The sequence below is a fragment of the Euryarchaeota archaeon genome (genome assembly GCA_016207515.1).
In the GTDB taxonomy this organism is placed as follows: Archaea; Thermoplasmatota; SW-10-69-26; order JACQPN01; family JACQPN01; genus JACQPN01.
Genome location: JACQPN010000019.1, coordinates 120,344 through 134,995, shown reverse-complemented (window position 1 = coordinate 134,995; position 14,652 = coordinate 120,344). Strand labels below are relative to the sequence as shown.

The following is a 14,652-nucleotide window of genomic DNA, read 5'->3' as shown; positions in this document are numbered from 1 at the left end:
GTCGCGCCAACACGTTGGGATCATCGAACACGGGCTTCACCAGGACCACCGGTCGGGGGTCAGGGTCGACGGGTTTTAGCCCGTTTGCCCGGGTCGTTTTTGGAGTTACAAAAGGGGCCGGTTTAGGAAGTTACAGCACACTTAAGTGCTATCAAAAAGCGGGACTTTTGCATTGCTTGTCATGCTGCTTTCGATAGGCAGCTCGCCGGCGGCGCCCTTTCTAACTCTCTCGGGAAGCGCTGACGCGACGAATCAGGCACCTGTAGCCGCGTTGACTGTTTCAGTTTCTACATCGGTCGCACGCCAAGTCTACGTCTACTCCTACGAATCCAGCGATCCCGACGGCACGATAACCTCCCACCAATTGAACTGGGGCGACACCTCAAGTCCAGAAACAGCGACCTCCTCATGGAACGCAAAAACCCACACCTACCCGAGCGATGGAACATTCACGATAACCCTCACAGTCACAGACAACCTAGGCGCCACAAATTCGACAACGCTCCCCGTCGTGGCTTTGAATCAGGTTCCAGTCGCCTTGTTCACGGTATCGGTGTCAACAACCAGGCCGCGCGAGGTCCGCGTTACTAGCTCGGCTTCCATCGATCCGGACGGCTCAATTGTTTTGCAGGAATTGACCTGGGACGACAACTCCCCCACTGAAACCACATCAACCTACTGGTACGAGAAGTCCCACACTTACCAAACCGATGGCGTCTTCAAAATAACTTTGATGCTAACGGACAATTTGGGCGCAACGAACAGCACCACTAGGTCCGCAACTGTCACGGGCCCTGCGGCCGCGCCACCAGACAATGGCACCTCGACTCCATCTGATTTTCTTGTCACAATCTCTCCGAATAATGTCTTTGTCGGCGAATCAAACATTGTCACGGTGACCGTGATGACGACGTCCACAGGCGCGCCCGTCGGCGGCGCGGAAGTCACCCTCACCGGCGGCTTCGGGTCGGCGATAACGGACGCAGGCGGAAGGGCCACCTTCACCATCTTGCCCTCCGGCAGCGCGAGGATCGACGTCCTCGTGAATGGTGACCCGGCCGGTTCATTCACGCCCGTCGGTGGCTTGACGATAACCTTCAACAAGTCGACCTACAACTCGGGTGACACGGTCAAGGTGACCGTCATCCAGAGGGGAACCACCGCAGGATTCGTGTCGGGTGCGACTGTGACGGTCGATGGCGTCGTGGCCGGGACCACCGGAAACGACGGCACGCTGACGTTCACGGCGCTTGCGGCCGGGAACTACACGGTGAACGCGTCGAAGGCGACCTTCGTGGGCGCCTCGAAGACGCTTACGGTAGTGACGCCGGTCGGGCCCGCCGCATTCACGGTGACGACGCTCGAAGTGCCGGCCACTGCGAACCTCGGCGAGACGGTCCTCGTCTCGGCGATTGTCACGAACACGGGCGGCCAGGCGGGAACGTTCACTTGCGACCTGAAAGTCGATGGGACAACCGTGGACAGCAAGGACGTGACGGTGAACGCCGGTAGCTCGAAGCAGTGCACGTTCCAGCTCGTGACGACGAAGGAGGGTGCCCTCGCGGTGACCATCAGCACGGCGTCGGCGAAGACCATGACGGTCTCGAAGCCGACGGCGAGCTTCACCTACAGCGGCCTCACGCTCTCGAAGACGGAAGTCGACGCGGGCGCGGTCGTCGCGGTGTCCTCGAAGGTCAAGAACACCGGGACCGCCTCGGGCACCTCGAGTGTCGCACTCAAGGTGAACGGCGTGACGAAGCAGACGCAGTTCGTCACACTAGGCGCCGGTGAGGAGACCTCGGTCGGCTTCGAGCTACAGGTCGGGGAGAAGGGCAATTACTCGGTAACCGTGGGGGACCAAGCCAGCGTGACGCTCACCGTGAAAACCGTTGGAAAGGCGCCCGCGCCAGGGTTTGAAGCGCTGGGTGCAATCGGCGCCATCGGGACTGCCATAGTGCTTAGTGAGCGTCGCCGTAAACAGTCGTGACACCGCGATTGGGTGGGCCCCACCGTACTCACTGTAGGCGCCTTACATCCTTGGACCCGAACCGTTTTTTGCTCTCCTCAAGCGCCACGACGGCCGGCAGTTTCTCGCCGGTGATGAAAGCCATCAATGCTCCTCCCGCGAGGCTCACGTAACCGAAGTCATCGTTCTTCATCCCGAACGTCTTTATGGCACTCGTGGTGTGGCCGCCGCCGATGAGGGAGACCGCCTTGCTCTCGGCTACGGCTTTGAGTATTCCCCGCGCGCCGATGTCGAACGGCGGTTCCTCGTAAAGGCCTGCGGGACCGTTGACCATGATGGAATTCGCATCCCTGAAGATCTCCTTCGCCTCCGCGACCGCAGCCTCCCCTATGTCGTAGATAGGGAACTTGCCCGGTAACTCGTCGACGAAGATCTCCTCGCGCCCGGCGTCTCCTTTCATCGCAAGGTCGGACGGCGTGATGATCGACTCATCGTAGGCCTCGAGGATCTTCTCGGCCTCGGGAAGGTGCTTCGTGACGCCGCGTTTTTCGAGGAGGGTCATGGTCGGCGTCCCGAGGTCGTGGCCCCTTGCGACGAGGAAGAGTTCCCCGACGAGGCCGCCGACGATGGCCTTGTCAAGAGAGCCTGCCGCGAAATTGTGGCGCATGACGTGTAAAGAGTCTTCGGGTTTGGACCCGCCGAGGTAGTACACGTTCGGATGCGCCGGGTCCTCGACGGCGGCCATGATGGCCTTGAGTTCGCGTTCCATCGAACGCCCGGCGGCCGATGGGAGGAGTTGCGGAAAGCCGACCAGGCTTGCCTGTGACCTGTGGGCCGCACTGAACGCGTCGCAGACGAAATAATCGGCCGCCCCTGAAAGACGCGACACGAACCGCGTCGTTGCGTGCTCGGCACCGGTGGCTTTCCGCGTCTCTTCTTCGAGGCTTCGGACGTTCTCCAGAACGACTGCTTCCCCCGGTTTGAGGGCACGGACCGCCGAAAGGGCGCGATCGCCGTCGAGGTCGTCGGTGAAGGTCACGGTCATTTCCGCGAACCTTGCGAGGTACTGCGCATGCTCGCCAAGCGACGTGTAATCGTCGTCGCCCTTACGGCCTTGATGGGCAAGGACGACGACCTTTGCCTTTTTCTCGAGGAGCTCAGCAAGGGTCGCTGAGGCGGCTTGGAGCCGGTCCGTGCCGGCTATGCGTCCGTTCTTGATGGGCGAGTTGACGTCGAGGCGCAGGATGACGGTCTTCTCGGCAACCTGGAGATCGTCGAGGGTCAGAAAATCGGTCATGAGGGGCTGAGGCTAAAAGAGGGAAACGGGCTTTAAACCTCTCGCCATCTCGAAAGGCGCCCGACCTCCCGCAACTTGTCCGTGTATCTACAAGTACGTATGTGCCCGGTTCAGGCCGGGCGTTGCATCAAGACCGGTGCGAACTCCGCCCTGATCGATTCCTGCGCGGCTTCTTCGAACCCGACCTGGGACCGACCGTCGGAAGCCTCCACGGCGCGTATCACGTGTTCCGCGCCTTCCTTCACGTCCTCGATGTGCGTGATGAGGACGATCTGACGGAACCGGTTCGCGAGGCCCTTTAGCGAGCGCAGGATGTTCTGGCGGCGCGAGTCGTCCTGGCTTCCGAAGACCTCGTCGAGCGCGATGAAGTTTAGTTCGCCCCCGGCCCTTTCCGCGATCACCTGGCTTATCGCAAGCCGGAGCGACAGGTTCGCAAGGTCCGCCTCGCCGCCCGAAAAGCGCGTGAGGCCGAACGGAACCCCCTCGTCGTAGACCGTGATGTCGTAGTTCTCGTCGAGCTCCAGGCCCGTGTACTTCCCATCCGTGAGCACACGGAACACCTCCGACGCGTGGTGGGAAAGCGCGGGCCGGATCCGGGCGATCAAGTGCCCACGGAAATCTATCAAGAGACCGCTGTCCCTGTCGCCGGCAAGGCGTTCAAGGTATCGCACGGCCTCCTCGCGCTCCGCGATCCTCGACGCGAGCGCCTCCTGTTCGGCGATCGAATCCGCGACGAGCCGCGACTCGACGCCTATCCGCTCGATGTCGCTTCCCTTCTTCTGCGCGTCGAGGCTACGGACACGGTAAAGGCCCTGCTTCTCGTCGCACGAGCGCCCGACGGATTCGAAGACGGCGCGGTCGAAGCCGATGGCGTTACGCCGCGCGTAAAGCTCCGAGAGCGCCTCCTTCAACCCGTCGATGCCTTCGACGAGTATGCTCTCGTCCTCCTTCGCCTGCGTCCTTCGCGACACCTCGTTCGTGAGTGCAACAAAACGGTCGTGGACGGCCTCCAGCTCGGAGACGACGGTCCGCAGACGCACATGCTCTTCCTCGTTGAAGCCCGCGGCCTTCACCTGTTCCTCGAGGTCGTTCGTGATGACCTCCCGGCCCATGATCCGCTCGCGAAGCCGCTTCGAGTCCTCGCCGAGGCGGGCGGCTTCGCCGTCCATGACGGCAAGCTCCTGTGCTTCAAGGGTGAAACGCGCGACCTCCGTCTCCATGTGGCGGATCCTCTCCTGGAGCCGCGCGTGGTCTTCCTTTCGGAGCCGGTGCGTGGCCCACATCTCCGCCGCCTTGCCTTCGAATTCCAGGAGTTGCGCGGCGTACTTCGCCACGAGAGCGTCGTGGTGGTCAGGCCCGAGGGAACGTTCGCACGTCGGGCAGGGGCTTTCGGTGCCAAGGCGCGCGATCGCCTCGCGATGCGTCTTGATGGTGTTCGCCTGCTCGTTGAGGCGCTGTACCGACACCTCGATCCCGTGTATGTCACGCCCGATTTCGAGCCATTCCGTCCCCAAGCGGCGCAGTTCCTCCACGGAGTGGTTCAAGTGGCGGCGGGCCTCGGCGAGCTGGTGTCTACGGGCCTCGACCTCCGCCAGCCTACGCGTGACGCGCTCGCCTTCCGAGCGTAGTCCCACGAGTTCCTCCGTCCTCGTCTGCCATTCCTTCTGTTTCTCACGCGCGCGTTCGAGCTGCACGAGACGCTCCCGGGATTGGAGGAACTCGGCGTTACGCGGAGCGATCTCTTTCAACGCGGATTCCGCCTCCCCGAGGCGCACGATGTCCGCCCGCTTCTCGGCGAGCTGCTGCTCCCAGACGGTGAGCTTCTCCTCACGGCGCTCGATCTTGCTCGACACCTCGGAAAACGCCTCGCCCTTGCGGCGCAGGTCTTCCCGCCGCACGAGCAGTTGGTCGAGCTCCTGCTTCAAGCCCGAAAGTTCCTCTTCGATCAGCTCGAGTTCCGCCTCCGAGCGGGTCTTCGCCTCGGCGAACTCCGCGGCCCTGGAACGTAGGTCCGTGACGTTCTTCGCCGAGGCTCGAAGGACATCCGCCTCTTGGACGAGCGCCCGCTTCTCTTCGCGAACGCTCTTCACGGCCTCGTCGAGCGCGTCGATGTCGAGCATGCGAAGGATCGCTTCGCGCCTTTTTCCAGGCGTCATGTCGGAGAGTGCGTTCAGCTCCTTCTGCCGGGCGACGATTGAAGTGAAGAACGATTCCCGGTCGAGCTTCAACGCCTTTCCGACGTAATCGGTGACCTCTTTTGCCGAATTTGGTCCCGGTTGCACCACCGGTTTGTCGTCGGCGATGAGGTACGCACTGTGTGCGAGGCTCGTCCCCGCTAGCTCGCGCATCACCTCGTAGACGTGCCCGTTCGCCTCGAACTGCAAAGTGACCCGGCAATCCTGGCTTGGCGCCGCACCCCGGCGCTTCACGTACTCCTTGTTCGTTCGTGCCGCTTCGTTACCGAAAAGGCACCAGCCGACCGCCTCGATGACGGTGCTTTTGCCGGCGCCGTTCCGGCCGACGAGCGCGATGAGGCCGTCGGGGAATTCGAGACGCGCGTCCTCGTACTTCCTGAAGTTCTGGATGTGGACCAGTCGGAGTCTCATTTCGACACCCCCGCGCCGAGATGTTGGATCGCAATGGAACGCAAGCGTTCCCGCTCCAGCCCGTCCGCCTGGTAGGACGAGTAGAAGCGGTCGAACTCCTCGGCGAGGGCGCCGATCGCCGCCCCGTCCGCAGAGAGGTTGACACCGTCGGAACTGATCTCGTACTTCACCTGGAAATGCAACGCGGTGGAGGTGAGCCTCTTGATCTTCGCGAAGTCTAGGGCCGCGTAGACGTGGCGAGGGATGTTCAGGACCTGCAACCGGACCACTTTCCCCCCGGGTTCGCTCGCCTCGATCCTCTCCACGATCATGGCGCCGACCTCGGAATCCTTGAGGAGACTGCAATCGACGGCCGGGAGAGTTACCATGTCGCGCGTGAGAACGGGCTCGAAAGTCACCTTGGCTTCCGGCAGATCGACCCAGAGGAAACCCTTCTCCTGGCCCGCCTCGTTGAAGCTCATGCGCTCCGTCGAACCCGCGTACCACGCGTTCTTCCTGACCTCGGTGGCGCGATGATAATGGCCGAGCGCGATGTAATCGAAGCCCTCGTTGAAAGCGCTCTCGGGGACCACGACCTCGTTGAACTCCATGGAGCCGGAGTCCGCTATCCCGACGACACCCGCGTGGGTGGCAAGGACGTTGATCCCGGGCCCAGGCTCGGCAGCGGCCTCGCGAAGCTCCTGCATCATCGCCTCATGGGTCCCGCCGTGGGGGACCGCATGTATCTTCAGGTCCCCGAAGGTCAAGACCTCGCGCTTCCCCTTGTAGACCGCGGAAACGCCGTCGATGAATTCGAGGAACCGGAAAACACTCCCCGTCTCGCGTAGCCTCGGGGACTCGTGGTTCCCGGCGATCGCGACGAACGGTATCCCCGCCTTCGTCAGGCGCCGGATCTCGCCCATCGCGAAGGTCACCGCGCGGTTCGAAGGACGCACCGAATCGAAAAGGTCGCCCGTGTGGAGCACCAACGCCGGCTTCTCCTCGATGGCCCGGTCGACGACCTGCCTGAAGGCGTTGAAGACGTCCTCCTCGCGCTGGTTGAAACCGCGCGCGTTGAGCCGTCCATAGTTTGCGTAGCCGATGTGCGTGTCCGATACGTGTAGAATCCTCATTCCCATCCTTCCTTGCTGTTCTCTGCCAAAACGCCTGCGACCGTGAAATTGACTCTTGGACGCTCGTGTGAAAACGGGATCACCGCGACCTGTTGAATCGTCTCGGCCACCGCCGACCCGGTCTCTCCGCCCCGTCCGGTCGTCAGAAGAAATCCTCCTTTACCTCGACGACGCGCATGGGCGCCACCTGGGCCTTCGGGAGACTTTGGAGCCAAGTCTCGTAGAGATGGATCGTCGCAGGGACCGCGAAGGGCGTGTACGGGGACGTGATGATCGCCTCGCCGGGCATGAGCATCTGTATCTCCGTCTCGAGCCGCGTGATGTCCTGCTTTGCCGAGTCCTGGAGGATGTCCCGGTCGCGCTTGTCGGAGAGGCCGAGGATGAAAAGTGTGTTGAACTGGCTGATGACCTCGGTGTCGAGAAGCTTCGGCTGCTGCGTCACGGCGCAGATGCCGGTCTTGAACTTGCGGCCCTCTCGCGCGATCTGCGCGAAGACGTTTGCACTACCGGACGTGCCCTTCCCGAGGACCCGCTGCGCCTCTTCGAGGGTCACGAGGACAGGGGGGAACGTCTCGAATTCGGGCTCGCCGAACGAATTGCGGTTCGCCTCGAACACCGCGCGTGCAAGCACGGTCGCCACCAGGAGTTCTTCCGATTCGGTCAGTCCGCCGGTGTCTATGAGCACGACCTTGCCCGCGCGAAGTTCCCTGATAATGCGCGACGAGACCGTGACCTCAGCGTCGCGGTGCACAAGTCCGTTCTTGACGAGTCGCCGGATCTTCCGCTTGACCACGGAAATCGTCCCCTCGTGGAAGTTCCCCGCGACCTCGCCTTGGAGTTGAGGCTCGTTCTTCTCCCCGACCTCGACGAACCACGCTTTGCCGTAACGGGCCTTGGCCGCGTCCATGAAATCGACTTGCGGTTGCGAGAACTCGAAGAGGTTCCGAAGATCCGAGATCTCGATCTCATGCGCGGACAACGTGAGCTTGTTGTAGGCGCCTCGGAGTTTCCGGGTGGAATAGACGACGAGGTTCTTCGCGGCCAACGGATGGTGGATGAGGCCGCTGCGGCCGCCTCCTCCGCCGTCATAGTACTCGCCATGTGGATCGAAGATCAACAGGCCGTACTTCCCAAGGGAGAGGCAACTTCCGGCGAGGACCTTCATGAGGTTGCTTTTCCCCATACCCGTGGTCGCGAACACACCGACATGGTACTGGAACGACCTGTCGCCGGGTATCCCCACGGGAAACTCGATCGTGTCGTCGCCGCTTCGAAGGAAACCGACCTCGACATCGCCAGCGTACTGCTCGAAGAACGCGAAGTCGGAGACGTTGGCGCGCCGGACGCGCGAAAAGTGCGGGGGAAGGGTCTTGGCCTTCCGAAAGACGCCGTCGCGCACGATCCCGAGCGGCGTCGTTATCCCGAGTTTGAAAAGACGCCTCTCCCGGTCGACCAGTTCGTGGCCGGTCCCGGCCGCGTCGAGCGTTATCATGTTCCCAGCCGTGCGCTCCACCCACTCTGGACCGGCGGACTCGGCGCCGTACGCGACGTTGACGACGCGCAAAAGGAACGCCTCGTGGCCGGCGTCGCCGTTCCCTGATGGCGTCATCGCCTCCGCCACGAGAATGTCCCCAACGTTCACGCGCTTGTCAGGTGGCGCCCTGAACGTGATCTCGTTCACGGAGTTGCCGACGATGCGCCCGAGTTGGTCCACGCTCAGGCACTCCGTGGCGTCAAAACGAAAGAAGCGGTCCGCTGCATCCCTGTTCTTAATCTTGACTAAAGTGGGTGCTGTTAAAAAGCGTTCCGAAACGAGTCCACCGAAAGTATCAGTGGGCCCGCGCATCAGCCCTTACCCAGAATCCGGCTCAAGCCCCGAGTTCCAACACTTCATGGTAATCGTCGAAGAGGAGCGCCCATTGGGACTCGTCGAGGCCCTCGGCGGCCGCACGCGAGCGCAGCCGGTGCTTCACGTCTTGGACGAACTCGTCTGGGATCAGGGCCACGTTGTGGGCGAGGGCCAAGGGGTACGGGTAGCCGAGGTAGGCGGGGTCCCCGGCGAGACCAGCGATCTTGCCGATGACAGTGGCGGCGTCATCGATCGCGGTGTCAATCCGGAACGCGACGCGCGATTTCCCATGGAGTTTTGCGACAAACGTGACAAATGTCGATGCCTGTGGTTGCGGGACGCGAGCTTCCCAAGGAGACTCGGAAGATGTGTGCTCTCCCGCCATCCACGCCGCCGAGAGCGCGGAGACACCGCCATGGCGCAACCTCGTCGACTTGGAAACGGCCGCGACGAAAACGCCCCGGGCACTCGCGCGCCCGAGAAGCGCCTCCAAGCCCTTCGCTCCCACCACGGGATCTTGGAACGACCCGTCGATCAACAGGAGCCCGCCCGGCGAAAGCGATTCCACGAGTTCGCGCGCTGCGGCGTACTCTGACAGCTCCCGGAACACCTCAAGCGACCACGCGGCGGGCCGTGTCTCGAGTGAAACGCCCAGAGAGTCAGACAAGCGGCGGATCGCCCGGTTCTCCACCGTGGGATCGAACACTTCCAGTTGCGCTTCCCCCGGCCGCCGAAAGACCTTCCCCCTGCTGACCTCGACCACGCCGACGCGCACCAGCCCTACGGTCACGCCCCCGCCTTTGAGGACCTCCGCCGAACTCCCGTCGATTGCCGCGACCTCGGCGGGAACACTTGGCAGGACACTCTTGACCTCGAGCGGCAGCCCCGTGTGCCGCGCTGCAAGGGTAGAAAGAGACCGTGCCGCCGCGCCGAGCGATGCATCATCCACGCGCCGTGATACGGATGGGCCCGAATAACGGTTCCCCGGGTCGGCCGAAAGAGGTGCGCAGCCTTTTCCCTGCGCCGGCAGCCCGGCCACAGGCACCAGCTTATGGCGCACCCAAGTGTCCCGCCACATGGCGATGGCTATCGACATAGGATGTCACGAAAAGCCTCAAGTAACCCTGAGGTCGATAGGCGAGCGGGAGACCGCATGAGGCTGAGCACGGTATTCGTCGCCATCGCGGTCGTGGCCGTTCCCGCGATCTACGCGTTTCCGGGAGAATCCGGAATCGGAACCGCCGCACAAGCCGACGAACACGCGCTCATGGTCCAGGGCTCGCCGGGCCGCAGCTACACCGAAGACACCCTTCAATCGCAATGCGGCGGTCCGGCCGTTATCCCGGACGGTTGCGCCATTCAATTCGACGGCGGGGAGCACGGGGATGCGAGCGACGTCTGCGCGAATCCCGACCCGCAGCTTGAGATCGACGAGATGACGAGCGGTCTTCTCACCCCCAAGGACGACCCGGAGGACGATTATGCCCTCCTCGTCGCGCCGTGGGACCCCATCCTGGAGGACGCACCAGTGTTCATCGTTACCCTCCAACCCTCGCCCGTGATGGCGAAACTGCAAGACGAGGGCCTTCTCGAGGTCTATCTCGATGCGTGGGGACCCGGTTGCGAGATGCCGCTCGGAAGCGGCCACCCGACGGCCGCCGGAAACCTGAAAGTCGTATTCGAGGCGAAAGAGCCCGGGACACAGACAATCCAGATACGGGCCGTCTTGACGGAGCCGCCGACGCCCGGGACGAAGACGTGCCACTACACCTGCGTGGGTCTCGTCAACGCAATGACCGGCTACGACCTCGGGACGTATCAGGTCAATTAGGTTCATCTTTCCATCGCACCTGAGGGTCGCTCATGACGTCGGCCGACGCGGTTCTCGCATTCGCTTCCGGCGTCCCGCTTGTTGTCCTTGGCGCGATACTGCTCACCATCCGCCCGGCAAGGCGCGACCAGTTCTTCTTCGGCAGCTTCGCGGTCCTTTGGGGGGTCCAGGTCTCAAGCGCCAACCTGGGCCGGGTCCTCGAAAGCGCCCAGGTCCACTCCACGAGCTATCTCCTGTCTTTCGCGGTGATGCCGGCCGCCTTCCTTTTCCTCACCCACTTCGCGCTACGCCGGGAAAAGGGGTTGGTGGCTTTGGTCGTCCCCGTGACCGCCGGGATCGTCGCGCTCGCGGGAACGGTCGCCCTACTCTTCGATCCGCCGCTCGTGGTCGCGGCCGTCGGAGAGCGCCAAGGCCCGCCGGCGACCACACTTGGTCCTCTCGCGTTCCCGCTCTTCATCGCTCCGTTCTACGCCGTCTTCTTCGTCGCACTCGTCGCGATGTACCGGCGATACAGGATGTCCGGAGCGGGCTCGCCGCGAAAGCGCTACCGGGGATTGGTCCTGGCGCTCGCCCTCTTCACGAGCTACGTGACGACGCGTAACCTACTCGTCTCGATCGATCCGCCCGAAACGATCCTCGTCGCGGGGGCGCCTTCGCCGCTCCCCATCACCGTTTTCTTCGCCCTTGGCCTCCTCGTGGTGTCCGGATTATTGGTCCACCTTCTCCTAAGGCCGCCACCGCCCGAGGAGCGCGATATAGGGCTCGTCGCCGCGTTCGTCGTCCCGGGTGCCGTCGCCGCGATCGAGAGCCTGCTTGTCCCATCGGCGGTGGCGTTCGATACCGCCGGCCTCTGGCGCCTCGCCACGGTCGGCGCGCTCGTCTACACCCTCGCCCGCCACCAGCTCTTCGACCTCGACCTTCGCCTGAAACGCCTTGCAGGCCCCGGCATCGCTGGGCTTGCCATCGGTTTTGGAGCGCTCGGCTCGCTGGCGTACGCGGCGAGCGGGGCGGGGATCGACATGGCCGGACCGCCCATCCTCGTGGGAACGCTAATCGCGGGAACGACATGGATGTCGCGCGACGCCGTCGGGAACGCCCTATTTCCGGGTGTCAAGGACGAGCCGGATTACATCCGCCAACGGAAGCTGGAAGTGTATCGTGCGAGCCTCGAGAGGGCGATCGCGGAGACTGCGCCTCTTGACGACGGGGAAGTGAAACGTGTGAGGAAAAGCCTCGGCATTAGCGAGTCGGAGCACCAGGTCATGGTGTTCATGGTCCGAGAGAACCTTGGCACGAAGGCGCCCCCCGAACCGCAGGCGCCCCCGCGCGTCGAGCCGGGAGCGGTCCTCCTCGACGGTTACAAGGTGAGCCGGCTCCTTGGCGAGGGGGCCTATGGCAGGGCCTACCTCGCGTATGACCAGAAGCTCGACCGCGAGGTGGTCGTCAAGGCCGTTGGCACGATGAGCCTCGGCGGGAAAGCGGCATCGATGCTGCTTCGTGAAGCGCGACTCGCCGGGTCGCTCCAGCATCCGAACGTCATCGCGATCCACGACGTGGCGGAGGGCGCCTACGAGGCGATAATCGTGATGGAGTACGCGGACGGGGGAAACCTCTACTCGCTTCTCAAACGTCGTGGACGGCTGAGCTTGGCGGAGGCCACGTCGCTCCTCGACCAGATCCTTTCAGGACTCGAGGCGGCGCACGCGAAGGCGATCGTGCATCGAGACGTGAAACCGGAGAACATCCTCCTCATGAAGGACGGGACGGTGAAGCTCGGCGATTTCGGCGTGGCGCGGGAATCACGCCCCGACGCAACGGGCATAACGGCGGGTGGTGTCGCCGGGACGCTCCTTTACATGAGTCCGGAACAGGTGCGGGGGCTCGCCGTGGACGGCCGCAGCGACCTCTACGCGGCCGCGGTCGTATTCCACCAGGCGCTCACCGGACGTTTCTACCTTCGAATAGCCGGAAAGGACGATTTCCAGGTGCGTCAATTGATCCTCGAGGGCGAGCCCGTCCTGTCGGTGAAGGATCACGGGGAACCTGTCGAGACGTTCCTTCGAAGCGCACTTTCCAAGGATCCGGAGGACCGGTTCAAGGACGCTTCCGAGATGCGTGGCGCCATCCGAAACGCCGCGCCTGGCCTTCTCGCCTAGGCAAAGGCTTCATGAATCGGGAACCATACCATCCCCGTGGAAGAGGGCCTCGAAGAAGCGGGCGAGGAGGCGCGTGTCGGCAGCATCGATGCCCTGGCGAGCTACCTGAAAGTGCTCGGCAACGCCAAGCGCCTCGGCCTTCTCAAATTCCTCGTGAAGCCGCATTACATCGAGGAGATCGCGTCCGAACTCAAGATGGCCCGCCAGACGGCGCAGGAGCACGTGCAACAACTCCTCGACATCGGCGTCGTACAGCGCCTACGAGGACGGCGAGAGCATGGACCCGTGACGGATTACGTCGTGGTCCCGCAACGCCTCTTCAGCATCTACGAGGAGTTCGGAAAACTCGGCGTCCTTGAACCCGAACTCGACGATGCGGAGGATCTCCGCCCGCCCACCCGACCCATGGTAACGGGCGCTCCGACGCCCCGGGAACAGGACCTTCCCCGCCTCACAATCGTCCACGGGATGCGCATCGGTTCGACCATGACCCTTTCCGGCAACGGCCCCTGGCTCATCGGGCGCGACCCGAATTCAGGCGTCTGCCTCGACTACGACCCGTTCGTGAGCACGAGGCACGCGGAAGTGCGCCGCGTCCCGGGCGGTTTCGAGGTCGCCGACCTCTACAGTAGCAACGGCACGTACGTGGACTGGAAACGGCTCCCCCGGGGGGCCGTGCAGAAAGTCGATAACGGAACTGTCGTGCGGACCGGGAAAACGATCCTCCTTTTTAGAAAGCCTTGAAAAAGAAGATGCGCCGGCCATCAGGGACGACCGGCGATGCGCCGTTGGCCGCGGAATCAGCAGATGCCGAGCGCGGGTGGCGTGATGCCAGAGAGGCACGGATCGCTCACCCAGATCGGCGGCATCGGAGTACCACCGGTGACGGCGACGGAGACGTAACCCACGTATATGTCGACTTGCGACACGCCACCATAGACGGTCACGTGGAGCGCGGCTCCGCCGTACACCCATTGCCCGGCGCTGTTCGGGACCGGCCCCCACTCCTCGTTGACCTCGACGGTCACGATCAGGGCACCGAGACCGGAATTCGGGGGCGGACAGTAAGCGAAGGACGTGACGGGCACGACCTCCAGTTCCGCCACGTCGCAGGCGGCCGCCGCCCATGTGACCCACGGAAGGCCGATCGCCTGCTCCTCGTAGTCGAGGACTTCCGCGTTCAACTGAAGCGTGCCACCGAATAGCGAGAGCTCGAAGTCCTCGACACCTGCGCGGCCGTAGGCCTCCGTGTACAGCCCATCGACGGGATCCTCTATCGCGAGCACGTCGCACCGGCTGAACACCGTCTTTGTGTCGAGGCCGATGCCGAGGAACATGTTCGTGTATGTCACGCCCATCTGGTTGGCGTCAGCGTGGGCCGATGGGTCCCCCGGCGGAGCCATCAAACCGGGTTGTCCCTGGTGGGGCGGCGGGGGTATCGGTGGCCAGGGCCCGGGGATCGCCCACGTCCAAGCACGACTCTCGGAATAGTCGATCACCGCGTCGCCGAGCACGTTGCCGCCGAAGAGGGAAGCGGTCTGGTCGCGCTCGATGATGACGATGCCATAGGAGAGGCAGGAGGCGCCGTTCGCCGTCGGATCAGGGCACAGGACCTCAGAATAGCTCGGATCGGCGCATTCGTTCGCGGTGTGCGACGCCGAAGCTAACCCGGAACCGAAGATGGCTGTCATCGTTAACAGGCCCAACAGGATGCTTGTGACTCTTTTCATCGCGTTTCGCCTCAAGTCGTGGCCCCGGTGGGCCCTGTGTCCGAGAGAAAGGGGCCGCGCCTTGAAGGGCGAGAATGTGGTGGGCTACGAATGCAGGACGTTGGC

Annotated in this window: 10 protein-coding genes; 4 read left to right on the top strand and 6 right to left on the bottom strand. The window is 63.3% G+C overall.

What is annotated here, in order from left to right; translation table 11 throughout:
- Nucleotides 1-172: 172 nt before the first annotated feature.
- Nucleotides 173-1,987: a hypothetical protein gene (locus HY556_08105; protein MBI4393740.1), complete on the top strand. Its 1,815-nt coding sequence runs from the start codon at nt 173-175 to the stop codon at nt 1,985-1,987.
- A 28-nt stretch (nt 1,988-2,015) separates the two neighbouring features.
- Here HY556_08105 and pgk read toward each other — a convergent pair whose 3' ends face one another.
- The 5 genes from pgk to HY556_08080 all read right to left on the bottom strand — a co-directional run bounded on the left by pgk (nt 2,016) and on the right by HY556_08080 (nt 9,779).
- Entirely contained in the window at nt 2,016-3,263 is a 1,248-nt protein-coding gene (pgk, locus tag HY556_08100) for a phosphoglycerate kinase (GenBank protein ID MBI4393739.1), read from the bottom strand.
- A gap of 110 nt (nt 3,264-3,373) precedes the next feature.
- Nucleotides 3,374-5,869, bottom strand: a complete 2,496-nt coding sequence (locus HY556_08095; GenBank protein MBI4393738.1) for an SMC family ATPase — start codon at nt 5,867-5,869, stop codon at nt 3,374-3,376.
- Entirely contained in the window at nt 5,866-6,981 is a 1,116-nt protein-coding gene (locus HY556_08090) for an exonuclease SbcCD subunit D (GenBank protein ID MBI4393737.1), read from the bottom strand. The genes HY556_08095 and HY556_08090 overlap by 4 nt, the downstream gene beginning before the upstream one ends.
- Nucleotides 6,982-7,123: 142 nt before the next feature.
- Nucleotides 7,124-8,695: an ATP-binding protein gene (locus tag HY556_08085; GenBank protein ID MBI4393736.1), complete on the bottom strand. Its 1,572-nt coding sequence runs from the start codon at nt 8,693-8,695 to the stop codon at nt 7,124-7,126.
- 154 nt (nt 8,696-8,849) lie between these two features.
- The gene (locus HY556_08080; GenBank protein ID MBI4393735.1) at nt 8,850-9,779 is read right to left on the bottom strand and encodes a DNA double-strand break repair nuclease NurA; all 930 of its coding nucleotides are present in this window, start codon (nt 9,777-9,779) and stop codon (nt 8,850-8,852) included.
- A gap of 204 nt (nt 9,780-9,983) precedes the next feature.
- Between HY556_08080 and HY556_08075 the strand changes: the two genes are divergently transcribed.
- Genes HY556_08075 through HY556_08065 form a run of 3 tightly spaced genes read left to right on the top strand, consistent with a single transcriptional unit; the run spans nt 9,984 to nt 13,561 of the window.
- Nucleotides 9,984-10,661, top strand: a complete 678-nt coding sequence (locus HY556_08075) for a hypothetical protein (GenBank protein ID MBI4393734.1) — start codon at nt 9,984-9,986, stop codon at nt 10,659-10,661.
- 32 nt (nt 10,662-10,693) lie between these two features.
- A complete protein-coding gene (locus HY556_08070) occupies nt 10,694-12,817 on the top strand; it encodes a serine/threonine protein kinase (GenBank protein MBI4393733.1) in 2,124 nt (707 codons plus the stop codon).
- Between the two features lie 36 nt (nt 12,818-12,853).
- Nucleotides 12,854-13,561, top strand: coding sequence for an FHA domain-containing protein (locus HY556_08065; protein MBI4393732.1), 708 nt, complete (start codon nt 12,854-12,856; stop codon nt 13,559-13,561).
- 56 nt (nt 13,562-13,617) lie between these two features.
- Here HY556_08065 and HY556_08060 read toward each other — a convergent pair whose 3' ends face one another.
- Nucleotides 13,618-14,508, bottom strand: coding sequence for a hypothetical protein (locus tag HY556_08060; protein MBI4393731.1), 891 nt, complete (start codon nt 14,506-14,508; stop codon nt 13,618-13,620).
- Between the last annotated feature and the right edge of the window lie 144 nt (nt 14,509-14,652).